The organism is Variovorax sp. 350MFTsu5.1 (genome assembly GCF_048302515.1).
GTDB classification, from domain to species: domain Bacteria; phylum Pseudomonadota; class Gammaproteobacteria; order Burkholderiales; family Burkholderiaceae_C; genus Variovorax; species Variovorax guangxiensis.
This window is the reverse complement of record NZ_CP157620.1, coordinates 6,518,306-6,541,501: the sequence shown is the minus strand read 5'-3', so window position 1 is coordinate 6,541,501 and position 23,196 is coordinate 6,518,306. Positions and strand designations below refer to the sequence as shown.

Here is a 23,196-nt window from a genome sequence, read left to right as displayed (position 1 = left end):
CATCGGACTGAAAGAAGTTCTTCGTGGCAACTAACGCGGCAACGATCGCAAAAACAGGCAAGTTCGGCGACCTCCGTCGTCGGCTCGTCTTTTTGCTGCTCGCGCTCGTGGTCTACCGGATTGGCGCGCACATTCCTGTGCCGGGTATCAACCCGGACCAGCTGGCTGCGCTGTTCCAGGGCCAGCAGGGCGGCATTCTGAGCCTGTTCAACATGTTCTCGGGCGGCGCGCTGTCGCGCTTCACCGTGTTCGCGTTGGGGATCATGCCGTACATCTCGGCGTCGATCATCATGCAGCTGATGACCTACGTGCTTCCGACCTTCGAGCAATTGAAGAAGGAAGGCGAGGCCGGCCGCCGCAAGATCACGCAGTACACGCGCTATGGCGCGCTGGGCCTGGCCCTGTTCCAGTCGTTCAGCATCGCGGTGGCTCTCGAGTCGTCGGCAGGCCTGGTGATTTCGCCCGGCTTCGGCTTCCGCATCACCGCCATGGTGAGCCTGACGGCAGGTTCCATGTTCCTGATGTGGCTCGGCGAGCAGATCACCGAACGCGGCCTGGGCAACGGCATCTCGATCCTGATCTTCGCGGGTATCGCGGCCGGCCTGCCCAATGCCATCGGCGGCCTGCTGGAGCTGGTGCGTACCGGCGCCATGAACGTGATCGTCGCGCTCTTCATCGTCGCCGTGGTGGTGCTGGTCACCTACTTCGTGGTGTTCGTGGAACGCGGCCAGCGCAAGATCCTCGTGAACTATGCGCGGCGCCAGGTCGGCAACAAGGTGTATGGCGGCCAGTCGTCGCACCTGCCGCTGAAGCTGAACATGGCTGGCGTGATCCCGCCGATCTTCGCCTCGTCGATCATCCTGCTGCCGGCGACGGTGGTCGGCTGGTTCAGCACCGGTGACGGCGGTTTCCGCTGGATCAAGGACGTCGCCAGCGCGCTGCGTCCCGGCGAGCCGATCTACGTGCTGCTGTATGCCGCTGCGATCGTTTTCTTCTGCTTCTTCTACACGGCACTCGTGTTCAACAGCAAGGAAACGGCCGACAACCTGAAGAAGAGTGGTGCATTCATCCCGGGTATCCGCCCGGGTGACCAGACCGCTCGCTACATCGACAAGATCCTGGTTCGACTGACGCTGGCTGGCGCGGTGTACATCACCTTCGTCTGCCTGCTGCCGGAGTTCCTGATCCTGAAGTACAACGTGCCGTTCTACTTCGGTGGTACCTCCCTGCTGATCATCGTGGTCGTCACGATGGACTTCATGGCCCAGGTGCAAAACTACATGATGTCCCAGCAGTACGAATCGCTGCTGAAGAAGGCGAACTTCAAGACATCGTAGGGCTGTGTTTCAGTATTGAGTCCGGGCGGTAGACCGCCACGTTAAACAGTTTTAGGAGAGTGAAATGAGAGTTTCGGCTTCGGTCAAAACCATCTGCCGTAATTGCAAGGTCATCCGCCGCAAGGGTGTGGTGCGCGTGATCTGCACCGACCCGCGCCACAAGCAGCGCCAGGGTTGATTGAAGAGTATTAGAGGACGCACATGGCACGTATTGCTGGCATCAACATCCCGCCGCACAAGCACGCTGAAATCGGCCTGACCGCCATCTTCGGCATCGGTCGCACCCGCGCCCGCCAGATCTGCGAAGCGAGCGGTATCGAGTATTCGAAGAAGATCAAGGATCTGACCGACGCCGATCTCGAGAAGATCCGCGACCAGATCGCCCTGTTCACGATCGAAGGCGACCTGCGTCGCGAGACGACGATGAACATCAAGCGCCTGATGGACATCGGCTGCTACCGCGGCTTCCGTCACCGTCGCGGCCTGCCGATGCGCGGCCAGCGCACGCGCACCAACGCCCGCACCCGCAAGGGTCCGCGCAAGGCTGCGCAGTCCCTGAAGAAATAAGGATAGAACAGCATGGCTAAAGCACCTGCAAACAACGCCGCACAGCGCGTTCGCAAGAAGGTTCGCAAGAACGTCGCGGACGGTATCGCTCACGTGCACGCTTCGTTCAACAACACCATCATCACGATCACCGACCGCCAGGGCAACGCTCTGTCGTGGGCTTCGTCGGGTGGCCAGGGCTTCAAGGGCTCGCGCAAGTCGACGCCGTTCGCTGCGCAGGTCGCTTCCGAAGTGGCCGGCCGTGCTGCTGTCGAACAAGGCATCAAGAACCTCGACGTCGAGATCAAGGGCCCCGGCCCCGGTCGCGAATCGTCGGTGCGCGCACTGGCTGCGCTCGGCATCCGGATCAACTCGATCGCCGACGTGACGCCCGTTCCGCACAACGGCTGCCGTCCCCAGAAGCGTCGCCGCATCTGATCGCCAGTCCGCAAGGCGCAGCCGGCTTTGAATAGCGGCTGCGCGTTTGTTTTTTTACTAAGCCCACCGCCATCGGCATTCCGCTGATGGCTCCCGCAGGCAACTGCGGCAGATGACACAAAGGAAAAATCGTGGCACGTTACCTCGGCCCCAAGGCCAAACTTTCCCGCCGTGAAGGCACCGACCTGTTCCTGAAGAGCGCTCGTCGTTCGATCCAGGACAAGGCCAAGTTCGACTCCAAGCCCGGCCAGCACGGCCGCACCTCGGGTCAGCGTACCTCCGACTACGGCCTGCAGCTGCGCGAGAAGCAGAAGGTCAAGCGCATGTACGGCGTGCTCGAGAAGCAGTTCCGCCGCTACTTCGAAGAAGCCGATCGCCGCCGTGGCAACACCGGTGCCAACCTGCTGTTCATTCTCGAATCGCGCCTGGACAACGTCGTCTACCGCATGGGCTTCGGCTCGACCCGCGCCGAAGCGCGCCAGCTCGTGTCGCACAAGGCGATCACGGTGAACGGCCAGTCGGTCAACATCCCGTCGTACCTGGTCAAGACCGGCGACGTGATCGCCGTGCGGGAGAAGTCGAAGAAGCAGACCCGCGTTGTCGAAGCGCTGCAACTCGCCCAGCAAGTCGGTATCCCGGCATGGGTCGACGTGAATGCCGACAAGGCCGAAGGCACGTTCAAGAAGGTGCCCGATCGCGACGAATTCGCAGCCGACATCAACGAATCGCTGATCGTCGAACTGTATTCGCGTTGATTTTTTCTACCCGCCTGCGCTTCCACGCGCCGGCGGGAGATTGTTTTTGTTGTTCACGTTCCTGTTCCGCGCTTCGTCGCGGCTCAGGTGCTTCACCAGCCTTACCGGTGTAACGAGCCGGGGGTATTGAGAGGAAGTCTGCATGCAAACCACCCTGCTGAAACCCAAGACCATCCAGGTCGAGCAACTTGCCGCCAACAAGGCCAAGGTGACGCTCGAGCCTTTCGAGCGCGGCTATGGCCACACGCTCGGCAACGCGCTGCGTCGCGTTCTGCTGTCGTCCATGGTGGGCTACTCGGCCACCGAAGTCACGATCGCTGGCGTTCTGCATGAGTACTCGTCGATCGACGGCGTGCAGGAAGATGTCGTCAACATCCTGCTGAACCTCAAGGGCGTGGTGTTCAAGCTCCACAACCGCGACGAAGTCACGCTGAGCCTGCGCAAGGACGGCGAAGGCCCGGTCCTGGCCTCGGACATCCAGACCCCGCACGACGTCGAGATCATCAACCCCGACCATGTGATCGCCCACCTGTCGCAAGGCGGCAAGCTCGACATGCAGATCAAGGTCGAGAAGGGCCGCGGCTACGTGCCCGGCACGATGCGCCGCTACGCGGACGAGCCGACCAAGTCGATCGGCCGCATCGTCCTCGACGCCTCGTTCTCGCCCGTCAAGCGCGTGAGCTACACGGTCGAAAGCGCCCGCGTCGAGCAGCGCACCGACCTGGACAAGCTGCTGGTCGAAATCGAGACCAACGGTGCGATCACGGCCGAAGACGCAGTGCGCGCATCGGCTAAAATCCTGGTCGAGCAGCTCGCCGTGTTCGCGCAGCTCGAAGGCGGCGAACTCGCTGCGTTCGACGCTCCGGCTCCGCGCAGCGCACAGCAGTTCGATCCGATCCTGCTGCGCCCTGTCGACGAACTCGAACTGACGGTGCGTTCGGCCAACTGCCTGAAGGCCGAAAACATCTACTACATCGGTGACCTGATCCAGCGCACCGAGAACGAGCTGCTCAAGACCCCGAACCTGGGTCGCAAGTCGCTCAACGAAATTAAGGAAGTGCTTGCCTCGCGCGGCCTGACCTTGGGCATGAAGCTCGAAAGCTGGCCGCCGGCCGGCCTCGACAAGCGTTGATCATTTGAATTTTTTGAAAGAGGCCCCCTGAAAAGGGCCAGTGCACCGGGCAGTACCTGACACGGCTGCCTGTTTTTATAAAGTAAAGGAAAGCACCATGCGTCACGGACACGGACTCCGCAAACTCAACCGCACCAGCTCGCACCGCCTCGCGATGCTGCAGAACATGATGAATTCGCTCATCGAGCACGAAGTCATCAAGACCACGGTCCCCAAGGCCAAGGAACTGCGCCGCGTCATCGAGCCGATGATCACGCTCGCCAAGAAGCCCACCGTCGCCAACAAGCGCCTGGCCTTCGACCGCCTGCGCAACCGCGACGCCGTCGTGAAGCTCTTCGGCGACCTCGGCCCGCGTTTCGCAACGCGTCCGGGCGGCTACACCCGCATCCTGAAGATGGGCTTCCGCGTGGGTGACAATGCCCCGATGGCGCTCGTCGAACTGGTTGACCGTCCTGAAATTAAAGAAGACGCAGCCGAGCAAAACGCCGCTGAATAAGCTATAATCTAAGTCTGCCGCGCGATGGAGCAGCCTGGTAGCTCGTTGGGCTCATAACCCAAAGGTCGCAAGTTCAAATCTTGCTCGCGCAACCAAATTAAAAAGGCCCTTTGAGTAATCAAAGGGCCTTTTTCTTTGCCGATCTTTGTTTATCAATTGCCGGTGAATGACAAAAAGAAATGCCCTCGCAATCAGTCTGTGTAAATAGTCTGCGCTGAGTCTGCGAGATATGCCCCTCAGGCGTTTGTCTGAGGGGCATTTTTCATTGGAGGCAGGCCAATGGGACATCGACACGGGCAGGCGCGAGGGCAGGCGACGTTATTCCCCCTGATGCTCGATGAGCTGGTGAGCCAGGACGCACTGGTACGGGTGGTGGACGCCTGGGTGCAGGCGCTGGATCTGAAGGAGCTGGGCTTTGCCAAGGCGCAGGCGCAGCGGTTGGGCGCGCCGCCCTACGACCCGGGCGATCTGCTGGGGCTGTACATCTGGGGGTATCTGAGCGCGATCCGCTCCTCGCGGGCTCTGGAGCGGGAGTGCCGGCACAACGTGGAGTGCATGTGGCTGCTGGGGCGCCTGGCGCCGGATCACAAGACCATTGCGGAGTTCAGGCGCCAGAACACGGCGGCCCTGGTGGCCAGTTGTGCAGCTTTTGTGCAGTTCGCGCGGGCCAGCCGGTTGATCCGCGGCTCGACAGTGGCCATCGATGGCTCGAAGGTGCAGGCGGTGGCCTCGCGCAAGGCGGTGGTGGGCCAGCGTGAGCTGGCCGCGCAGGCGCAGCGCAACGCGCAGGAGATCGCCGCCTATCTACGGCTGCTGGACAGCCAGGACAGTGACGACGAGCAAGGCCGCCAAGGGCCTGGGGGTGCAACAGGCACGTCAGATGAAGTACGCGGCGCCTTGGAACGCCTGAAGACGCAAGGCCGTGCCATTGCCAACCAAGCCCAGCAACTCATGCGCAGCGGTGCCAATGCCATCGTCAACGGCGAGCCCGAGGCACGCCCGATGCGCAGCCTGAACAGCCAGCCGGGCTACAACCTGCAAACGGCAGTGGAGACACAAAGCCACCTGATCGTGGCGCACGAGGTGGTGTGCGAGGTGAACGATCAGCGTCAGTTGCAGCCCATGGCCGAGGCGGCCAGCCGGGCGCTGCAGCAGCCGTGCACGGTGGTGGCCGATGCGGGCTATGCCAATGGGGAGCAAATCGCGGCCTTGCAGGCTCAAGGCATCACGAGCTACGTGGCGCCCAACCGGGCCGTGAACAACCAAGGCGACGGCAGCCTGTACGAGCGCAGCGCCTTTACCTACGAAGCGGCCAGCGACAGCTTCACCTGCCCGGCGGGCAACGCCTTGAGGCGCAAGCAGCTCTCGCGCAAGGACAAGACGGTGATCTACGCTGCACAGCCTGGCGACTGCGCTCGATGCGCGCGCAAGCCCGAATGCACCACGGCCAGGCAGCGCTTCGTGACGCGCCACCTGTACGAAGAGGCGCTTGAGGCCAATGCGAGCCGGCTGGCAGCCAAGCCCTGGATGATGGCACTCAGGCGCCAGACGGTGGAGCACCCCTTCGCCAGCATCAAGCACCTGATCCTGGGCAATGCCAGGCTGCTGATGAGGCACACGAGCGGCGCGCGCGCCGAGTTCGCTCTGGCGGTGATGGCCTACAACCTGAAGCGGGTGTTCAACATGAAGGGCGCGCCCTGGATGCATCAGGCGCTGCGGGGCTGAGGCCCCTGGGGCAATCGCTCGCCCAATGAAAAATGCCCCGCTCTCGCGGGGCTTCTCGATTTAAGCGGCCAGTTGACTATTTACACAGACTGGCAATGAGGGCATTTTTATTTCGGTCGGCGCAAGAGATCAGTCCGGGATGACCGCCGTCACTTCGATCTCCACCTTCGCCCGGTGCTCCACAAGCGCCGCCACCTGCACACAGGTCATGGCCGGGAAGTTGCGTCCCATCGCTTCGCGATAGACAGGCCCGAGCTCGCTGAGGCGGCGGCTGTATTCGTCACGGTCCGTCACATACCAGGTCATGCGCACCATGTGCTCGGGGCCCGCACCACCTGCGCGCAGCACCTCGACGATGTTGCGCAGCGCCAGGCCGCACTGGTCGATGAAGTCGTCCGACTCGAATTGCTGCTGCGCATTCCAGCCGATCTGGCCACCGACGAACAGCATCGTTCCGCGAGCGGCGACGCCGTTCGCATAGCCCTTGGGAGGCAGCCAGCCTTCGGGTTGCAGGAGTTTGTTGATCATGATGTCGTGTTGAGTTGTCTCAGTTTGAATCGTTGGAGCTTGCCGGTTTCCGTGCGCGGCAGCGCCGGCACGAACTCGATCTCCCTTGGGTATTTGAATGGCGCGATGGTCGCCTTCACGTGGTCCTGCAGCGCCTTCACAAGGGCTGCGTTGCCCTCGTTGCCGGGCTTGAGAACGCAGAACGCCTTCACGATCATGCCCCGCTCGGCATCGGGCTTGCCGATCACGCCGCACTCGGCCACGGCAGGATGCTTGAGCAGCGCATCCTCCACTTCCGGCCCGCCGACGTTGTAGCCGGCCGTGATGATCATGTCGTCCGCGCGTGCCTGGTAGAAGAAGTAGCCGTCGTCGTCCTGCACGAACGAATCTCCCGGATAGTTCCAGCCGTTCTTCACGTAGTCTGTCTGGCGCGGATCGTCGAGGTAGCGGCAGCCCACCGGCCCCTGCAGCGCAAGCTTGCCGACCGTGCCATGGGGCACCTCGTTGCCTTCGCCATCCACCACCTTCGCGGTGAAACCGGGCACTGCCTTGCCAACTGCCCCGCGGCGCACGTCGTTGCCCGCGGCAGAGATGTAGATGTGGAACACCTCGGTTCCGCCGATGCCATCCAGCATCTCGATGCCGGAAGCTTCCTTCCACAGCTGCCGTGTGGCATCGGGCAGGGCCTCGCCCGCGCTCACGCTGATGCGCAGGCTGGGCATGCCGTGCTGCCTCACGAACGGTGCCATCTGCCGGTAGAACGTGGGTGCCGTGTAGCAGATGGTCGCGCCGACCTCGTTGATGAGCTTCACCAGCCCCTCGGGCGTGAACGGCGCATCGGGGAAGTAGATGGAGGCGCCGGCCCACATCGGAAACACCAGCAGTCCTCCGAGCCCGAAGGTGAAGGCCAGCGGCGGCGAGCCCACCACGATGTCGTCGCTGCGCGCGCGCAGCACGTGGCGTGGCCAGGTCTCGCACATCGCGAGCACATCGCGGTGCGTGGTGACGGGCGCTTTCGGCTTGCCCGTGGTGCCCGAGGTGAAAGCCAGCAGCGCGATGTCATCGGATGCCGTGGGGCATGCCTTAAACACACCGTTCTTCTTCGCCGCGCGTGCCGAAAGCGAATCTTCCGCATCGGGCTTGTTGAATGCAACCACCGTGGCAAGCACCGGATGCGCCTGCTGCGCCAGCAGCAACTCATCGAGCAGACGACCATCGCACAGCGCGGCCACTGGCTGCGATTTCTCGATGATGTCGCCCAGCTCCTTCGCGCGCAGCAGCGGCATCGTGGCCACCGCGATCAGCCCGGCCTTCACCACCGCCAGCCATGCCAGCGCCATCGCCACCGAATTGCCGCCGCGCAGCAGCACCCGGTTGCCCGGCACCAGCTTGAGATCTTCCACCAGCACCTGCGCGATGCGATTGACCTCGACGGCCGCCTGCGCATAGGTCAGCGTGCCCTGCGGCGAGCGCAGCATCGGCTTGTCGCCGAAACCCTTCGCTGCGGCCTTGTCGAGCAGCTCCTCGACCAGGTTGAGCTGGTCGGGCAGCTGCAGCTCGGGCAGGTCGTAGCGAAAGACGGGCAGCTGTGCCGCGGGCGGCAAGCGGTCGTGAACGAAGCGGTCGACTTGGGCAGACACGGTGTTTATCCCCGTAGAACGGATTTGCCGATGATCAGTTGTTGGACTTCCGTCGCGCCTTCGTAGATGCGCAGCGAGCGGATGTCGCGGTAGAGGCTTTCAACCTTCGTGCCAACCTTCACGCCGAGGCCGCCATGCATCTGCAGCGCCATGTCGATCACGCGGCTCGCGTTCTCGGTTGCGCACATCTTGGCCATCGCGGCGGCGGCCGACACGTCGCCCACTGCCGGTGCGCCGCGCCGCTCGGCGTCGTCGCGCATCCATGCGGCGCGGTAGGTGAGCAGAGCAGCGCTGTCGATCAGCGCGGCCATCTCGCCGAGCTTGGCCTGCGTGAGCTGGAAGTCCGCCAGGGTCTGGCCGAACATGCGGCGCTTCTTCGAATAGGCGATGGCTTCGGCCAGTGCGCGGCGTCCCATGCCGAGCGCCGCACCGGCCACCGAGGCGCGGAAGATGTCGAGCGTGCGCATCGCGAGCTTGAAGCCGCCGTTGAGCTCGCCCAGTTGCGTAGCACGCGGCACGACACAATTCTCGAAGCGCAGCGTGGCCAGCGGGTGCGGCGCCATCACGTCGATGTGGGCGGAGGTGTCGAGGCCGGGCGTCGTCGCGTCGACGATGAATGCGGTGATGCCGCGCGTGCCGCCCGCCGGGTCGGTCTTCGCGAACACGCAGTAGAAGTCGGCGATGCCGCCGTTGCTGATCCAGGTCTTCTCGCCGTTCAGCTTCCAGCCGTCGGTGGTCGCCTCGGCGCGCATCGCCATCGCGCCCACGTCGGAGCCGGCCTCGGGCTCGCTGAGCGCGAAGGCCGCGATCTTGGTGCCCTTGGCCACTGCCGTCAGGTAGTCGGCGTGCTGCTGCGGTGTGCCCGCGAGCGTGATCGCGCCGCTGCCCAGGCCCTGCATCGCGAAGGCGAAGTCGGCGAGCGGCGAGTGGTAGGCGAGCGTCTCGCGCAGCAGTACCAGGGCGCGCGAATCGAGCCGCTCCAGCGCGCCGCCGGAGCTGCCCGGCACGCAATAGCGCAGCCAGCCGCCGGCACCTAGCCGCTGTACCCAGTCGCGGCAGGCCGCGCGGTCGTCGTGCTCGTCGACCTGCTGCGCGTCGGCCCAGGGCAGCAGGCCGTCGGCCAGCGTGCGGTGCGCGTCGTCGAAGAAGGGCAGCGCAAGGTGCGCCGTCGAGGGTGGTGCGGGAGCCTTGGTCATCATCGCGTCAGTCCCCGCCGAACACCGGCTTGCGCTTGGCAGCGAAGGCCTCGTAGGCGCGCTTGAAATCTTCGGTCTGCATGCAGATGGCCTGTGCCTGCGCCTCGGCTTCGATGGCTTGGTCGATGGTCATCGACCATTCCTGCGACAGCATGGTCTTGGTCATGCCGTGCGCGAAGGTCGGGCCTTCGGCCAGGTCGCGAGCGACCTTGGTGGCGGCTTCGAGCAGCGCATCGCTTTCGTGCAGCGCGTTGAAGAAACCCCACGAATGGCCTTCCTGCGCCGTCATCGCGCGGCCGGTGAAGAGCAGTTCGGACGCACGGCCCTGGCCGATCACGCGCGGCAGCAGCGCGCAGGCGCCCATGTCGGCACCGGCGAGGCCCACGCGCGTGAAGAGGAACGCGGTGCGCGTGGCAGGCGAGCCGTAGCGCAGGTCGCAGGCCAGCGCGATCATCGCGCCGGCACCGGCGCACACGCCGTCGATCGCGCCGATGATGGGCTGCGGACAGGCACGCATCGCCTTCACCAGGTCGCCCGTCATGCGCGTGAACTCCAGCAGCTCGGGCATGCGCATGCCGGTCAGCGGGCCGATGATCTCGTGCACGTCGCCGCCGGAGCAGAAGTTGCCGCCCGCGCCGGTCACGACGATCGTCTTCACGTCGGTGGCGTAGACCAGCGCGCGGAACAGGTCGCGCAGCTCGCCGTACGAGTCGAAGGTCAGCGGGTTCTTGCGGTCGGGCCGGTTCAGCGTGATGGTGCCCACGCCGGCCTCATAGCTCCATGCGAAGTGCTCGGCCTTGTAGGCTGCCTTGGGTTCGAATTGGGCGCGCATGGGATTGCCCGCGCCGATGTAGTGCTTCATTCGGTCTCCGCCATCAGTAGTTGGTTGTGCGAGTGCTGCTTGACCTTGCCGAGCAGCTTGTGCAGTTGCGCGATCTCCTTGGCGCTGAGGCCCGCGAAGGCCTCGACGATCCAGTCCTCGTGCTGCTGCGCCATGTCGTTGAAGAGCTTGCGCCCGCGCGGCGTGAGGCGCACGCGCCATGCACGGCGGTCGCCCTCGACGTTGATGCGCTCCACCAACCCTTCGGACACGAGCTGGTCGGTGATGCCGGTCACATTGCCGCCCGTCACCATCATGCGGCGCGAGAGCTCGTTCATCTTCAGCCCCTCGGGCGAGCGCTCGAGCTGGGACATCAGGTCGAAGCGCGGCAGCGTGGTGGCGAACTGCGAGCGCAGCTCGTTGCGCACCTGCTTCTCGATCAGCTGGGTGCAGGTGAGCAGCCGCAGCCAAAGCCGCAGCGCCTCCGGGTGTTCGCTGTGCGCGCGCGCTTCGAGGTCCATCTCAGTGCGTCTCCTCGCTGTTCTGCGCGGCCATCGCTGCATTGGCGGCCGCGGCGAGCTGCTGCTGCTTGGCGATCTCGCGGTACATCTGGTCGCGCCCGCTCAGGTACTGCACGGGCCATTCGACGTCGCGGCTTTGCAGCTTGGCGGCCTCGTGCAGCGTCCATGCCGGGTCGGCCAGATGCGGACGCGCGATGGCGCACAGGTCGGCGCGGCCGGCGGCGATGATGCTGTTGGCCTGGTCGGCATCGGTGATGGCGCCCACGGCGATGGTCGAGATGCCGACCTCGTTGCGGATGCGGTCGGAGAACGGCGTCTGGTACATGCGCCCGTACACCGGCTTCGCGGCGCGCGTGGTCTGGCCGGACGACACGTCGATGAAGTCGGCGCCGGCCTCCTTGAAGAGGCGCGCGACCACGATGGCGTCGGCATCGGTGTTGCCGCCGGGCGCCCAGTCGTGCGCCGAGATGCGCACGCTCATCGGCTTGTCGGCCGGCCACGCGGCGCGCATGGCACGGAACACTTCGAGCGGGTAGCGGCAGCGCGCCTCGATGTCGCCGCCGTACTCGTCGGTGCGCAGGTTGGTGAGCGGGCTGATGAAGGCCGACAGCAGATAGCCGTGCGCGCAGTGCAGCTCGAGCCAGTCGAAGCCGCATTCGGCGGCGCGGCGGGTCGAATCGACGAACTGGTCGCGCAGCGTGTCCATCTCGGCGCGCGTGATGGCCGCGGGCAGCTGGTTCTGCTCGCCGTAGGACAGCGCGCTCGCGGCCAGCAGCGGCCAGTTGCCGCTTTCGAGCGGCTCGTCGGTGCCTTCCCAGCCCACGCGGGTCGAGCCCTTGGGGCCGCTGTGGCCGAGCTGCATCGCGATCTTCGCGCTGGACTGCGTGTGCACGAAGTCGACGATGCGCTTGAAGGCGGCCTGCTGCTCGTCGTTGTAGAGGCCTGTGCAGCCGGGTGTGATGCGGCCTTCGGGCGTCGGGCTGGTCATCTCGACGAACACCATCGCGGCGCCGCCGAGCGCGCGTGCGCCCAGGTGCACCAGCAGGAAATCCTGCGGCACGCCGTCGACCGCGCTGTAGGTGGCCATCGGCGACACCAGGATGCGGTTCTTCAGCGTGAGCCCGCGCACCTTGTAGGGCATGAGCATCGGCGGCAGCGCCTTGCCGCCAGCCAGCCACTGCTCGTAGCCGCTGAGCCACTGCGTGTCGCGCAGGCGCAGGTTCTCGTGGCTGATACGCTGCGAGCGGGTGAGCAGCGAGTAGGCGAACTGCTCGATCTGCATGCCGGTGTAGCGCGGCACGTTCTCGAACCACTCCGTGGAGTTGCGCGCGGCGTTCTGGATCTTCAGCACCTCGACGCTGCGGCGTGCCTCGTAGCCTTCGAGCACATGGTCGACAGTGCCGCCCTGCGCGAACTCGTTGGCCAGGTCGATCGCGTCTTCCAGCGCCAGCTTGGTGCCCGAGCCGATGGAGAAGTGCGCCGTGTGCGCCGCGTCGCCCATCAGCACCACGGGCACCGAGCGGCCCTCTACGTCGATGCGGTGCGTCCAGCGCTCGCACACCACGCGCGGAAAGCGGATCCAGTTGGCAGAGCCGCGCAGGTGCGTGGCATTGCTGATCAGCGAATGGCCGCCGAGGTACTTGGCGAAGAGCTTCTCGCAGAAGGCGATGGCCTCGGGCTGTTCCATCTGGTCGAGGCCGTGGGCCTTCCAGACGGCCTCGGGCGTCTCGACGATGAAGGTCGAGGTCTTGTCGTCGAACTGGTAGGCGTGCGCCTGGAACCAGCCGTGCTCGGTCTGTTCGAAGGCGAAGGTGAAGGCGTCGAAGGTCTGGTGCGTGCCCAGCCACACGAAGCGGCAGTTGCGCAGGTCGATGTCGGGCCTGAACACCTCGGCGTAGCGCTGGCGGATGCGGCTGTTGAGGCCGTCGCTGGCGATCACCAGGTCGGCCTTGTATTTGGCGGCCATCGCCTGGTCGTCGGCGACGTCGGTCTCGAACACCAGCTCGACGCCCAGCTCGAGGCAGCGCTCCTGCAGGATGTTGAGCAGCCGCTTGCGGCCGATGCCGCAGAAGCCGTGGCCGCCCGAGCGCACCTGGCGGCCCTTGAAGAAGACCTGGATGTCGTCCCAGTGGTGGAACTCGTTGCCGATGAGCGCTGCGGTCGGCGCGTCGGCCGCGCGCAGGTTGGCGAGCGTCTGGTCGCTGAGTACCACGCCCCAGCCGAAGGTGTCGAAGGGGCGGTTGCGCTCCACCACGGTGATCTGCAGCGCCGGGTTGCGCGCCTTCATCAACAGGGCGAAGTACAGGCCCGCCGGCCCGCCGCCGATGCACAGGATGCGTTGGAGGTCCGAGGCGGGAGCGGACTTGGACGGGTCGAGACTGTTCATGGCTAAATAGTTTAGACATAAATAATCCAATGTCAATCCGGGTTCGCGCAGGCCCGAAGCCGCCTCAGATCGCGGCTTGCGCCGACACGGGAAGTCATGCAAAAGCTTGGAAAAATCAATACCATGGCCCCATGCAACACTTGATACCCAAGATCGAGTCGCAGCTGGCTTCGCTGCCTGTCCCCATCGCGCTCGAGCTGCCCGATGGCCGGCGCGTCGCACAGGCCGGAGCCCGCGTCACGCTGGCCTTCAAGGAATGGGCGGTGCTGGCCAAGCTGGCGGCACGGCAGGTGGGCGCCATCGGCGAGGCCTACGTCGAGGGCAAGGTGCAGATCGAAGGCGCCATGCGCGACCTGATCGATGCCACGGTCGGCATGCTCCCCGGCAACCCGGCGGAGACCGACACCGGCTGGTGGAGCCGCCTGCAGCGCCGGGCCAAGTCGCACGGCTCGCACTCGCTGCGCAAGGACGCGGCGCAGATCGAGTTCCACTACGACGTTTCCGACGACTTCTACGCGCTGTGGCTGGACCCGCGCCGCGTGTATTCATGCGCCTACTTCCGCACGCCCGACCTCACGCTGGCGCAGGCGCAGGAAGCCAAGCTCGACCACATCTGCCGCAAGCTGATGCTGCAGCCCGGCGAGCGCTACCTCGACATCGGCTCCGGCTGGGGCGCGCTGCTGCTGTGGGCGGCCGAGCACTACGGCGTGGACGCGACCGGCATCACGCTGTCGAAGAACCAGCATGCGCACGTGCAGCGGCTCATCGAGGAGAAGGGCCTGCAGGGCCGGGTGCGCGTCGAGTTGCGCGACTATCGCGAAGTGCCCACCGACAAGCCCTTCGACAAGATCTCCTCCGTCGGCATGTTCGAGCACGTGGGCGCGGCCAACATGCCGACCTACTTCCGCAAGATCCATGCGCTGCTGAAGCCCGGCGGCTTGGTGATGAACCACGGAATCACCTCGGGCGAACTCAACTACCGCCAGCTCGGCGCGGGCATGGGCGACTTCATCGAGAAATACATCTTCCCCGGCGGCGAACTGCTGCACGTGACGCACGTGCTGCGCGAGACGGCCGCGGCCGGCCTGGAGATGGTCGACACCGAGAGCCTGCGCCCGCACTACGCGCGCACGCTCTGGGCATGGTCCGACGCGCTGGAAGCGCAGCTCGACGCCGCGCGCGAAGTGCTCCAGCGCAGCGGCGGCCGGCAGGCCGAGAACGCCGAGCGCGTGCTGCGCGCCTACCGCCTGTACCTCGCGGGCTCCGCCATGAGCTTCGAGCAGGGCTGGATCTCGCTGCACCAGATGCTTTCCACCAAACCCGACGGCAACGTCGAACACGGCGTCCTTCGCGGCGCGCAATCCGTGTACCCTTTTGCACGTGACTACATCTACAACAAGTGAGTGAGAACACCATGCTCTATCGATTCCAGTCCCGCGCCTCTCCCGATTTCGTGATGCTCGAAGTGCATGCCCGCCAGTTGCTGGAGATCGTCGGCAAGTCGATCGCCCCGCAGGGCATCATCACCGTCGAGCAGATCCCCGGCGCCATCGCGGCCCTCGAAGCCGCGCTGGCACGCGAGGCTTCCAACACCCACAACAACGACGACTACGCCGTCGAAGGCCACGCCAACGAGGCCGAGAAGCAGCACGTGGGCCTGCACCAGCGTGCGATCCCGCTGCTGCACATGCTCAAGGACTCGCTTGCCGAAAAGAAGGACGTGACCTGGAAGACCTGATCACCAAAGATCAGCCACCGGTCTTTGCGTGAAACACCACGGATCCGGCTCTGCCGGTCCGTAGGTGTTGCCCCCTGCAAGGGGGTTGGCGAAGCGACACGAAGTGCGCGCAGCCTGGGGGTTAGTCAACTTTCGCGCCGGAGTCCTTGACCACCTTCGCCCACTTCACATGCTCGCTCGCGATGAGCTTCGTGAAGTCGGCCGGCGAATTCCCGCTCGGGATCGCGCCCTGAGCCAGCATCTTCTCCTTCATGGCCGGCGTGCCCAGCGCCTTGGCCACTTCCTGCTGAATGCGGTTCACGATCTCCGGCGACGTGCCCGCCGGCGCCAGCAGCCCGAACCACGAACTCGCCTCGTAGCCCTTGAGCGAGGGGCCGCCCACTTCAGCCACCGTAGGAATGTCCGGCAGAGCCGGTGAACGCTGCGCGCTCGTCACCGCCAGCGCGGTGAGTTTGCCGGCCTTGATCTGCGCCATCGACGAAGGCAGGTTGTCGAACATCACGTCGGCGTTCCCGCCCACCATGTCCAGCAGCGCCGGGCCCGAGCCCTTGTATGGGATGTGGGCCATGAAGGTGCCCGTCATGCTCTTGAAGAGTTCACCCGCCAGGTGGATCGAGGTGCCGCTGCCGCTGGAAGCCATGTTCAGCTTGCCCGGGTTGGCCTTGGCGTACTTGATGAAGTCCTGCACGTTGTGGATGTTCAGCGACTTCGCCTTGTCGGCGTTCATCTCCATCACGTTCGGCACGGCGGCCACCAGCGTGATCGGCGCGAAGTCCTTGATCGGGTCGAAGGGCAGCTTGGGATACAGCGCGCGGTTGATGCCGTGCGTGCCCACGGTGCCCATCAGCAGCGTGTAGCCGTCGTTCGGCGCGCGCGCCACGATCTCGGCGCCCACGTTGCCGCCGGCGCCCGCGCGGTTGTCGACGATGAACTGCTGGCCGAAGGCCTTGGAAAGCTCGGGCGCCACGGCGCGCGCCAGGATGTCGGTGGTGCCGCCGGCCGCGAAGGGCACGACGATGCGCACCGGCTTGGTCGGCCAGGTGCCCTGTGCCCACGAGGGAGCGGTGATGAGGGTCAGCGCGGCGGCGACGGATGCGGCCAGCGCGGCGCGGCGATTCGGGGAGGAAGAGAAAGTCTGATGGGTCATGCGCGCGTTTGTACAGGTGCGCGCTCCGGCCGTCGCGGGTGAAAACCCCGTGGCCGCGTGAGGGAGTTGACAGCGCGCGGTCTGGGGCGCCTCAGGCCACCTGCATCCGCTGCGCGAACCGCTCCTCGCGGAAGCGCTCCAGCACGAAATCGATGAACACCCGCGTCTTCGGCGGCAGCAGCTTCTTGCTCGGGTAGTACAGCCACACCGCACCGGCGTCCTGGTACCAGTCGGGCAGCAGCCGCAGCAGCTCCCCGCTGCGCAGCCCGCGCTCCACGAAGGGCATGGGCAGCATCGCCACGCCCAGCCCCATCAGCGCGGCATGCGCGATCGCCTCGGGGTCGTTGAAGATGGCGCGCGGCCGGGGCAGCTCGACGCTGACCTCGCCTTCGCCTTCTTTGGCGCCGCCGCGCACGCGCCGCAGCGTCCAGCTGCGCACGCGCCCGGTGGGCGACGAGCGGCGCATCAGCGTGTCGAGCGCCGCCAGGTCCGACGGATGCCGGGGCGGCTTGCGCCCCTCCATGTACGCGGGCGAGGCCACCGCCACCACATGGATGCGCGCCAGCTCGCGCGCCACCAGCCCGGCCGGCAGCTCGATGCCGCCGCCGATGGCCGCGTCGAAGCCCTCGCCCACCAGGTCGACCTGCTGGTTGTCGAAATGCCAGTCGGGCACGATGGCCGGGTAGCGCGCGAGGAACCCGCCCATCAGCGGCAGCACGTGCTCGCGCCCGAAGGCTTGGCCCATGCTCACCTTCAGCGTGCCCGAGGGCTGGCCGTCGTCGGTGTCGATGCCGGCCACCGCCTCGCGCAGCGTGGCCAGTGCGCCGCCGATCTGCGCCAGGAAGCGCTCGCCGCCCTCCGTCAGCGTCAGGCTGCGCGTGCTGCGCTGGAACAGCCGCAGCCCCAGCCGCGCTTCCAGCCTTGCCACGTTCTTGCTGACGGCGGCCGGCGTCAGGCCAAGGCGCCGCGCGGCCTCGGAGAAGCTGCCGCCTTCCGCGCTCTGCACGAAGGATTCGAGGTGATTGAGCGGTTCCATGGCCGCATTGTGGCGCCCATCTTCAACCATCGGTTGAATCTGATTGACCCGATTGACGGCTACCGGAGAGGGAATGAAGCGCCCAAACTGAGGCCTTCTTCTTCACCATCGCACAGGAAAAAATCATGGCCTCCAGCACCGCTTCTTCTTCTGCTTCTTCTTCCTCCGTCCTGGCCGGCAAGGTCGCCTTCGTCACCGGCGGCTCGCGCGGCATCGGCGCGGCCATCGTGCGCCGCCTGGCGCGCGACGGCGCCGCCGTGGCCTTCAGCTACGCGGCCTCGGCAGCTCCCGCCGACGAACTGGTGCGCAGCATCCAGTCCGAAGGCGGCCGCGCCCTCGCGCTGAAGATCGACAGCGCCGACGCCGCGGCCCTCACCGCCGGCATCGACGAGGCCGCCCGCACCTTCGGCAGGATCGACATCCTCGTGAACAACGCCGGCGTGTTCCTCGGCGGCACCCTCGACGAGTTCTCGCTCGAAGACTTCGACAAGACGCTGGCCATCAACGTGCGCGCCGTCTTCGTCGCTGCCAAGGCGGCCTCGCGCCACATGGGCGAGGGCGGCCGCATCATCAACATCGGCAGCACCAATGCCGAGCGCATGCCCTGGCCCGGCGGCAGCGCCTACGCGATGAGCAAGTCGGCGCTGGTCGGCCTGGTGCAGGGCCTGTCGCGCGACCTCGGCCCGCGCGGCATCACGGTCAACAACGTGCAGCCCGGCCCGGTCAACACCGACATGAACCCCGTCGACGGCCCCAATGCCGCCTCGATGCACGGCCTGATGGCGCTGGCCCGCCACGGCCATCCTGATGAAATCGCCGCCATGGTCGGCTACCTCGCCAGCCCCGAAGCCGGCTTCGTGACGGGTGCGAGCCTCAACATCGACGGTGGCTTCGCGGCATAACTTGGTTCGCCCCCAGGCTGCGCGCACTTCGTGTCGCTTCGCCAACCCCCTTCCGGGGGCAACACCTACGGCCCGGCAGAGCCGGTTCCGTGGTGTTTCTGGAAAGGGGCGTGCCTTGCTCGGGAGGTCAGGGGAGGCCGCGCTGCACGGCCTCGATGAGCTTGTCGAGCGTGGCGTCGAGCTGGGCCAGTTCGACGGCACCGATGCCGCCGAACAGCGCGACCTCGCGCTCGCGGCCGAGCGCGCCCACCGTTTCGTGCAGCGCCTTGCCGACGGCCGTGAGATAGAGCCGGCTGCGGCGTCGGTCGGTCGGGTCGTCGTGGCGCTGCACGCGCTTGTGACGGCGCAGGCCGGAGAGAGCGCGGCTCACTGCCATCTTGTCGAGGCCGGTCTGGTCGGCCACCTGCGTGGCGTTGAGGCCGGGTTGCGCTGCCAGAACCGCCATCGTGCGCCACTCGTTCAGCGTGATCCGGTGCTCGCGGCCCACGCGCTCGTGGAAAGGCCGCGCCGTGAGATTCACGACCCGCACCAGCTTGAAGAAGAGCGGGTCCATGGCGGGGCGCGTTCAGCCGGCGAGCCTTTTCGCCGCCGCCACGATGGCCTCGGTGCCGACGCGCGACTGCGCCTCCAGCACCGGCGCATAGCCGACCGGAATGCGCGGCGCGCCCAGCCGTGCCACGCGGCAGCCGGTGGCCTCCGCAGCGCTGGCCGCGATCTCCGCACCGAAGCCCGCCGCCTGCACCGCCTCGTGGACCACCAGCAGCCGGCCGGTGCGCGCGCACGACGACAGCACCGTCTCGCGATCCCAGGGCCACAGCGTGCGCAGGTCGATCAGGTCCACCGCGATGCCCTCGGCCGCCAGCGCATCGCACGCCGCCGCGCTGGCCTGCATCTGCCGGCTCCAGCTCACGAGAGTGAGCGCATCGCCCGCGCGCACGCGTGCCGCCTTGCCCAGCGGCACGGCGACGCTTTCGTCGACCTCGCCGCGCGCGCCCCACAGCGTCTTGTGCTCGATGTAGACCACGGGGTCGCCGCACTGCAGGGCAGAGCGCAGCAGCCCGTGGTTGTCCTGCGGCGTCGAGGGGCTCACCACCACCACGCCCGGCAGGTGCGCGAACCAGGCTTCGAGCGACTGCGAATGCTGCGCGGCCGAGGCGTCCCAGATGCCGCCGGGCATGCGCGCCACCAGCGGCACGCGGCCCTGGCCGCCGAACATGAACCGGTTCTTGGCGGCCTGGTTCACCAGCTCGTCCATGCCGCACAGCGCGAAGTCGACCACGCGCATCTCGACCACCGGCCGCAGCCCTGCGAGCGCCATGCCCACGCCGGCGCCCATGATCGCGGCCTCGCTGATCGGCGTGTCGATCACGCGTCCCGGGCCGAAGCTCTGCTGCAGCCCCTTGTACTGCCCGAAGATGCCGCCGCGGCCCACGTCCTCGCCGAGCACCACCACGCGCGGGTCGGCTTCCATCTCGCGCTGCAGGGCGAGCAGGGCGGCTTCCGAATAGCTCAGTTCGTGCTTCATCGCCACTGGCCCTCCCCGACGGTCTGCACGTCGGTGAAGGCGGCGGCCGGCTCGGGCCAGGGGGCCGCGTCGGCGATGGCGAGGGCGGTGTCGACCTCGTCGCGCGCGGCGTTCTCGATGGCGTCGAGCGCGGAAGCCGCGACGCCGGCCGAAAGCAGATATGCGCGGGCCCGTGCGATCGGGTCGGTCGCGAGCGCGGCCGCCAGTTCGGCCGGATCGCGGTAAGCCGCCACGTCCACCGACACATGCCCCTTCACGCGGTAGGTCAGCGCATGCAGCAGGCGCGGCCCGCCGCCGCTGCGCACCTGCGCCACCAGCTTCGCGGCGGCCGCATGCACCGCGAACACGTCGTTGCCATCGACCTGCGTGGACGCGATGCCGAGCGACTCGGCGCGCGCCGAGGCGCCTTCCCCGGCCGTCATCGGGCCGCTCGCTGTGGTCGCGCTCCAGCGGTTGTCCTCGCAGACGAAGAGCACCGGCAGCTCGTACACGCGCGCCCAGTTCAGCGCCTCCAGGAAGGGCCCGCGGTTGATCGCGCCGTCGCCGAAGAAGCAGACGGTGATGTCGTCAGCCTTGTTCAGCAGCTTCTGCGCGTGCGCCGCGCCCACCGCGATCGGCAGCCCCGCCGCCACCACGCCGTTGGCGCCCAGCATGCCGACCGAGAAATCCGCGATGTGCATCGAGCCGCCCTTGCCGCCGTTGAATCCGGTGGCCTTGCCGAACAGCTCGCACATCATCCGCGCGAGGTCGGCGCCCTTGGCCAGCGTGTGGCCGTGGCCGCGGTGGGTGGAAGTGAGGTAGTCGGCGGCGCGCAGGTGGGCGCAGACGCCGGCCGGTACCGCCTCCTGCCCGGTGGAGAGGTGCAGCGGCCCGCGCACCTTGGCGGCGCCCGCCGCCTGCTGGCCATATGCGCTCACGCCGCCCTGGCTGGCGGTCTCCGCCGCGTTCTCGAAAGCCCGTATCCGCACCATGACGCGGTACAGGGCCTCACCCACGCCGTGCGCGCCATGGACGGCGCTGCCGGAAATGCTCGAGTCCATCTTGTCTCCGACGCCCTTGGGGCGGGCGTTCCGGAAAAAATCGTATCAAGCGATACGGACTCGCGGCACCGGGCTTACCCGCCACGTGCCGGCAAATTCAGGCCACCGGCGGCAGGCGATCCAGCAGCTTGTCGAGCGTGATCGGGTAGTCGCGCACCCGCACGCCCGTTGCGTTGTAGACGGCGTTCGCCACCGCCGCGGCCACGCCGCACATGCCGAGCTCCCCGACGCCCTTGGCCTTCATCGGCGAGGAGATCGGGTCGGTCTCGTCGAGGAAGACGACGTCCTGGTGCGGAATGTCGGCGTGCACCGGCACCTCGTAGCCCGCAAGGTCGTGGTTGACGAAGAAGCCGTGCCGCTTGTCGAGCGCCAGCTCTTCCATCAGCGCGCCGCCGACGCCCATCGTCATCGCGCCGATCACCTGGCTGCGCGCGGACTTCGGATTCAGGATGCGCCCCGCCGCGCACACCGCGAGCATGCGCCGCACGCGGATCTCGCCGGTGGCCGCGTCGACGCCGACCTCCACGAAATGCGCGCCGAAGGTCGACTGCTGGTACTTCTTGTCGAGGTCGCCGAATTCGATGCTGTCCTCCACCACCAGCTCCTGCGCTCCCGCCGCCTCGGCCAGCGGCACTGCGCGCGAGCCGGCGCGCACCATGCCTTCGGAGAACTCCGCCTCGGCTACCGGAATGCCCAGCTTCGACGCCACGGCTTCGCGCAGCTTCATGCATGCCGCGAAGACGCCGGAGGTCGAGCTGTTGGCGCCCCACTGGCCGCCCGAGCCGGCCGAAACCGGGTGCGCCGAGTCGCCCAGGCGCACCTGCACCTTGTCGAGCGTCACGCCCATGGTCTCGGCGGCGGTCTGCGCGATGATGGTGTAGGTCCCGGTGCCGATGTCCGTCATGTCGGTCTCCACCGTGACCATGCCCCGGTTGTCCAGACGCACGCGCGCGCCCGACTTCATCACCAGGTTGTTGCGGAACGCGGCCGCCACGCCCATGCCGACGAGCCAGCGGCCGTCGCGCTGCTGCCCCGGCGCCGGGTTGCGCCTGTTCCAGCCGAAGCGCTCGGCGCCTGTGCGCAGGCATTCGATCAGCTTGCGCTGCGAATAGGGACGCTGCGGCTTCTCGGGGTCGACCTGCGTGTCGTTGAGCACGCGGAACTCGATCGGGTCGATGCCCAGCTTCTCGGCCATCTCGTCCATGGCGATCTCCAGCGCCATCATGCCGGGCGCCTCGCCGGGTGCGCGCATCGCGTTGCCCTCGGGCAGGTCGAGCACGGCCAGGCGCGTGGTCGTGAGGCGGTTCGCACCGGCGTACAGCAGGCGGGTCTGGTTCACGGCCGTCTCCGGCTGGCCGCCGGGCAGGTCGCCCGACCAGCCCTCGTGGGCGATGGCGGTGAGCCTGCCGTCGCGGCCGGCGCCCAGGCGGATGCGCTGGATGGTCGCGGGCCGGTGCGTGGTGTTGTTCGCCATCAGCGGCCGCGGCAGCGCCACCTTCACCGGCCGCCGCGCCGCCCGCGCACCCAGCGCCGCGAGCAGCGCATCGGCCCGCACGAACAGCTTGCCGCCGAAGCCGCCGCCGACGAAGGGCGAGATCAGCCGCACGTTCGCCTTCGGGATGCCGAGCGTCTTGGCGACGTCGCCGGCGCCCCAGGCGATCATCTGGTTCGAGGTCCAGATGGTGAGCTTGTCGCCCTGCCACTGCGCGATGGAGGCGTGCGGCTCCATCATCGCGTGCGACTCGTCGGGCGTGGTGTAGGTCGCGTCGAGCTGCACGGGGGCCGCCGCGTAGGCGCCCGCGAAATCGCCCGTCTTCGTCTGCGGCTCGCCCGCGAAGGGGTTGGGCGCGGGCAGTTTCGCCGCGTCCTTCTCGGCGGACAGGTCGAAGCGGCCCGGCGTGCGCTCGTACTCGACGCGCACCAGCTGCGCGGCCGCGCGCGCCTGCTCGAAGGTGTCGGCCACGACCAGCGCCACCGCCTGGTGGTAGTGGTCGATCTCCGGCCCGCCCAGGAGCTTCGCCGTATTGAAGTCGCCCTTGCCGAGCTTGCCCGCGTTGCGCGCGGTGACGATCGCCAGCACGCCCGGCGCCGCCCGGGCAGCGGCCAGGTCCATCGACGCGATGCGGCCCTTCGCGATGCCCGCGCCCACCACGTAGCCGTAGGCTGCGCCGGGCATCTCGGTGTTGCGCTCGTAGGCGTAGCGCGCGGCGCCGGTGGTCTTCATCGGGCCGTCGATGCGGTCCGTGGCCCTGCCGATGATCTTCAGCTGGTCGATGGGGTTTGTCGTGGCGGGTGTGTCGAACCTCATG

23 protein-coding genes and 1 tRNA gene are annotated in these 23,196 nt (G+C 67.0%); 12 read left to right on the top strand and 12 right to left on the bottom strand.

The genetic code is table 11. The features are described 5' to 3' along the window. The first annotated feature begins 23 nt into the window (after positions 1-23). The 9 genes from secY to ABL843_RS29815 all read left to right on the top strand — a co-directional run bounded on the left by secY (position 24) and on the right by ABL843_RS29815 (position 6,429). Positions 24-1,337, top strand: coding sequence for a preprotein translocase subunit SecY (gene secY, locus ABL843_RS29855; RefSeq protein ID WP_019653976.1), 1,314 nt, complete (start codon positions 24-26; stop codon positions 1,335-1,337). Positions 1,338-1,401: 64 nt separating this feature from the next. Beyond that, on the top strand, positions 1,402-1,515 hold the full coding sequence (gene rpmJ, locus ABL843_RS29850) for a 50S ribosomal protein L36 (protein ID WP_013544106.1): 114 nt from the start codon (positions 1,402-1,404) through the stop codon (positions 1,513-1,515). 23 nt (positions 1,516-1,538) lie between these two features. Beyond that, the gene (rpsM, locus tag ABL843_RS29845) at positions 1,539-1,904 is read left to right on the top strand and encodes a 30S ribosomal protein S13 (RefSeq protein WP_013544105.1); all 366 of its coding nucleotides are present in this window, start codon (positions 1,539-1,541) and stop codon (positions 1,902-1,904) included. A 12-nt stretch (positions 1,905-1,916) separates the two neighbouring features. Next, a complete protein-coding gene (rpsK, locus tag ABL843_RS29840) occupies positions 1,917-2,321 on the top strand; it encodes a 30S ribosomal protein S11 (RefSeq protein ID WP_009124825.1) in 405 nt (134 codons plus the stop codon). Between the two features lie 131 nt (positions 2,322-2,452). Continuing rightward, positions 2,453-3,076 carry a 30S ribosomal protein S4 gene (gene rpsD / locus ABL843_RS29835; RefSeq protein ID WP_126021203.1) on the top strand — a complete coding sequence of 208 codons (624 nt, stop codon included), beginning with the start codon at positions 2,453-2,455 and terminating at the stop codon, positions 3,074-3,076. A 142-nt stretch (positions 3,077-3,218) separates the two neighbouring features. Then, positions 3,219-4,208: a DNA-directed RNA polymerase subunit alpha gene (locus ABL843_RS29830; RefSeq protein WP_009124827.1), complete on the top strand. Its 990-nt coding sequence runs from the start codon at positions 3,219-3,221 to the stop codon at positions 4,206-4,208. Between the two features lie 97 nt (positions 4,209-4,305). Further along, positions 4,306-4,704 carry a 50S ribosomal protein L17 gene (gene rplQ / locus ABL843_RS29825; RefSeq protein ID WP_126021204.1) on the top strand — a complete coding sequence of 133 codons (399 nt, stop codon included), beginning with the start codon at positions 4,306-4,308 and terminating at the stop codon, positions 4,702-4,704. A gap of 18 nt (positions 4,705-4,722) precedes the next feature. Further along, a tRNA-Met gene (locus ABL843_RS29820) sits at positions 4,723-4,799 on the top strand. A gap of 184 nt (positions 4,800-4,983) precedes the next feature. Next, positions 4,984-6,429, top strand: a complete 1,446-nt coding sequence (locus ABL843_RS29815; RefSeq protein ID WP_418118384.1) for an IS1182 family transposase — start codon at positions 4,984-4,986, stop codon at positions 6,427-6,429. A 129-nt stretch (positions 6,430-6,558) separates the two neighbouring features. Here the strand turns inward: ABL843_RS29815 and ABL843_RS29810 are convergent, their stop codons facing one another. Genes ABL843_RS29810 through ABL843_RS29785 form a run of 6 tightly spaced genes read right to left on the bottom strand, consistent with a single transcriptional unit; the run spans position 6,559 to position 13,499 of the window. Beyond that, the gene (locus tag ABL843_RS29810; RefSeq protein ID WP_184639544.1) at positions 6,559-6,957 is read right to left on the bottom strand and encodes a RidA family protein; all 399 of its coding nucleotides are present in this window, start codon (positions 6,955-6,957) and stop codon (positions 6,559-6,561) included. Then, a complete protein-coding gene (locus tag ABL843_RS29805; RefSeq protein WP_418118383.1) occupies positions 6,954-8,576 on the bottom strand; it encodes an AMP-binding protein in 1,623 nt (540 codons plus the stop codon). The genes ABL843_RS29810 and ABL843_RS29805 overlap by 4 nt, the downstream gene beginning before the upstream one ends. A 5-nt stretch (positions 8,577-8,581) precedes the next feature. Then, positions 8,582-9,775: an acyl-CoA dehydrogenase family protein gene (locus ABL843_RS29800; protein WP_418118382.1), complete on the bottom strand. Its 1,194-nt coding sequence runs from the start codon at positions 9,773-9,775 to the stop codon at positions 8,582-8,584. A 4-nt stretch (positions 9,776-9,779) separates the two neighbouring features. Next, complete coding sequence (locus tag ABL843_RS29795; RefSeq protein WP_418118381.1) at positions 9,780-10,634, bottom strand: enoyl-CoA hydratase family protein; 855 nt, start codon at positions 10,632-10,634, stop codon at positions 9,780-9,782. Then, positions 10,631-11,113: a MarR family winged helix-turn-helix transcriptional regulator gene (locus ABL843_RS29790; RefSeq protein ID WP_184639551.1), complete on the bottom strand. Its 483-nt coding sequence runs from the start codon at positions 11,111-11,113 to the stop codon at positions 10,631-10,633. The genes ABL843_RS29795 and ABL843_RS29790 overlap by 4 nt, the downstream gene beginning before the upstream one ends. A 1-nt stretch (position 11,114) precedes the next feature. Continuing rightward, entirely contained in the window at positions 11,115-13,499 is a 2,385-nt protein-coding gene (locus ABL843_RS29785) for a bifunctional salicylyl-CoA 5-hydroxylase/oxidoreductase (RefSeq protein WP_126021210.1), read from the bottom strand. A gap of 131 nt (positions 13,500-13,630) precedes the next feature. Here ABL843_RS29785 and ABL843_RS29780 point away from each other — a divergent pair, with 131 nt between their 5' ends. Continuing rightward, complete coding sequence (locus ABL843_RS29780) at positions 13,631-14,902, top strand: class I SAM-dependent methyltransferase (RefSeq protein ID WP_369660450.1); 1,272 nt, start codon at positions 13,631-13,633, stop codon at positions 14,900-14,902. Positions 14,903-14,913: 11 nt separating this feature from the next. Continuing rightward, the gene (locus tag ABL843_RS29775) at positions 14,914-15,237 is read left to right on the top strand and encodes a DUF1840 domain-containing protein (protein ID WP_126021212.1); all 324 of its coding nucleotides are present in this window, start codon (positions 14,914-14,916) and stop codon (positions 15,235-15,237) included. Between the two features lie 121 nt (positions 15,238-15,358). On the opposite strand, the gene ABL843_RS29770 is transcribed toward ABL843_RS29775, so the two are convergent. Both ABL843_RS29770 and ABL843_RS29765 read right to left on the bottom strand, forming a co-directional pair. Beyond that, a complete protein-coding gene (locus ABL843_RS29770) occupies positions 15,359-16,384 on the bottom strand; it encodes a Bug family tripartite tricarboxylate transporter substrate binding protein (protein WP_418118380.1) in 1,026 nt (341 codons plus the stop codon). Positions 16,385-16,475: 91 nt separating this feature from the next. Beyond that, a complete protein-coding gene (locus tag ABL843_RS29765) occupies positions 16,476-17,420 on the bottom strand; it encodes a LysR family transcriptional regulator (protein WP_418118379.1) in 945 nt (314 codons plus the stop codon). Positions 17,421-17,545: 125 nt separating this feature from the next. On the opposite strand from ABL843_RS29765, the gene ABL843_RS29760 reads away from it, so the two are divergent. Next, on the top strand, positions 17,546-18,322 hold the full coding sequence (locus ABL843_RS29760) for an SDR family oxidoreductase (RefSeq protein WP_418118378.1): 777 nt from the start codon (positions 17,546-17,548) through the stop codon (positions 18,320-18,322). A gap of 127 nt (positions 18,323-18,449) precedes the next feature. On the opposite strand, the gene ABL843_RS29755 is transcribed toward ABL843_RS29760, so the two are convergent. From ABL843_RS29755 to paoC, 4 genes are all read right to left on the bottom strand, one after another. After that, complete coding sequence (locus tag ABL843_RS29755) at positions 18,450-18,875, bottom strand: MarR family winged helix-turn-helix transcriptional regulator (protein ID WP_418118377.1); 426 nt, start codon at positions 18,873-18,875, stop codon at positions 18,450-18,452. Positions 18,876-18,887: 12 nt separating this feature from the next. Then, positions 18,888-19,847, bottom strand: a complete 960-nt coding sequence (locus ABL843_RS29750) for an alpha-ketoacid dehydrogenase subunit beta (protein ID WP_418118375.1) — start codon at positions 19,845-19,847, stop codon at positions 18,888-18,890. Next, positions 19,844-20,887, bottom strand: coding sequence for a thiamine pyrophosphate-dependent dehydrogenase E1 component subunit alpha (locus tag ABL843_RS29745; RefSeq protein ID WP_418118373.1), 1,044 nt, complete (start codon positions 20,885-20,887; stop codon positions 19,844-19,846). Before ABL843_RS29745 ends, ABL843_RS29750 begins: the two co-directional genes overlap by 4 nt. Positions 20,888-20,984: 97 nt before the next feature. After that, positions 20,985-23,195: an aldehyde oxidoreductase molybdenum-binding subunit PaoC gene (paoC, locus tag ABL843_RS29740; RefSeq protein WP_369660456.1), complete on the bottom strand. Its 2,211-nt coding sequence runs from the start codon at positions 23,193-23,195 to the stop codon at positions 20,985-20,987. Position 23,196: the final 1 nt, after the last annotated feature.

Coding starts and splice junctions, on each gene's coding strand:
- ABL843_RS29750 (WP_418118375.1), bottom strand. CDS start 19,847: ATGAAGCACGAACTGAGCTATTCGGAAGCCGCCCTGCTCGCCCTGCAG.
- ABL843_RS29755 (WP_418118377.1), bottom strand. CDS start 18,875: ATGGACCCGCTCTTCTTCAAGCTGGTGCGGGTCGTGAATCTCACGGCG.
- rpsM (WP_013544105.1), top strand. CDS start 1,539: ATGGCACGTATTGCTGGCATCAACATCCCGCCGCACAAGCACGCTGAA.
- rpsK (WP_009124825.1), top strand. CDS start 1,917: ATGGCTAAAGCACCTGCAAACAACGCCGCACAGCGCGTTCGCAAGAAG.
- ABL843_RS29830 (WP_009124827.1), top strand. CDS start 3,219: ATGCAAACCACCCTGCTGAAACCCAAGACCATCCAGGTCGAGCAACTT.
- rplQ (WP_126021204.1), top strand. CDS start 4,306: ATGCGTCACGGACACGGACTCCGCAAACTCAACCGCACCAGCTCGCAC.
- ABL843_RS29790 (WP_184639551.1), bottom strand. CDS start 11,113: ATGGACCTCGAAGCGCGCGCGCACAGCGAACACCCGGAGGCGCTGCGG.
- ABL843_RS29765 (WP_418118379.1), bottom strand. CDS start 17,420: ATGGAACCGCTCAATCACCTCGAATCCTTCGTGCAGAGCGCGGAAGGC.
- ABL843_RS29810 (WP_184639544.1), bottom strand. CDS start 6,957: ATGATCAACAAACTCCTGCAACCCGAAGGCTGGCTGCCTCCCAAGGGC.
- ABL843_RS29760 (WP_418118378.1), top strand. CDS start 17,546: ATGGCCTCCAGCACCGCTTCTTCTTCTGCTTCTTCTTCCTCCGTCCTG.
- ABL843_RS29815 (WP_418118384.1), top strand. CDS start 4,984: ATGGGACATCGACACGGGCAGGCGCGAGGGCAGGCGACGTTATTCCCC.
- ABL843_RS29785 (WP_126021210.1), bottom strand. CDS start 13,499: ATGAACAGTCTCGACCCGTCCAAGTCCGCTCCCGCCTCGGACCTCCAA.
- rpmJ (WP_013544106.1), top strand. CDS start 1,402: ATGAGAGTTTCGGCTTCGGTCAAAACCATCTGCCGTAATTGCAAGGTC.
- ABL843_RS29800 (WP_418118382.1), bottom strand. CDS start 9,775: ATGATGACCAAGGCTCCCGCACCACCCTCGACGGCGCACCTTGCGCTG.
- ABL843_RS29795 (WP_418118381.1), bottom strand. CDS start 10,634: ATGAAGCACTACATCGGCGCGGGCAATCCCATGCGCGCCCAATTCGAA.
- ABL843_RS29780 (WP_369660450.1), top strand. CDS start 13,631: ATGCAACACTTGATACCCAAGATCGAGTCGCAGCTGGCTTCGCTGCCT.
- ABL843_RS29770 (WP_418118380.1), bottom strand. CDS start 16,384: ATGACCCATCAGACTTTCTCTTCCTCCCCGAATCGCCGCGCCGCGCTG.
- paoC (WP_369660456.1), bottom strand. CDS start 23,195: ATGAGGTTCGACACACCCGCCACGACAAACCCCATCGACCAGCTGAAG.
- ABL843_RS29775 (WP_126021212.1), top strand. CDS start 14,914: ATGCTCTATCGATTCCAGTCCCGCGCCTCTCCCGATTTCGTGATGCTC.
- ABL843_RS29745 (WP_418118373.1), bottom strand. CDS start 20,887: ATGGACTCGAGCATTTCCGGCAGCGCCGTCCATGGCGCGCACGGCGTG.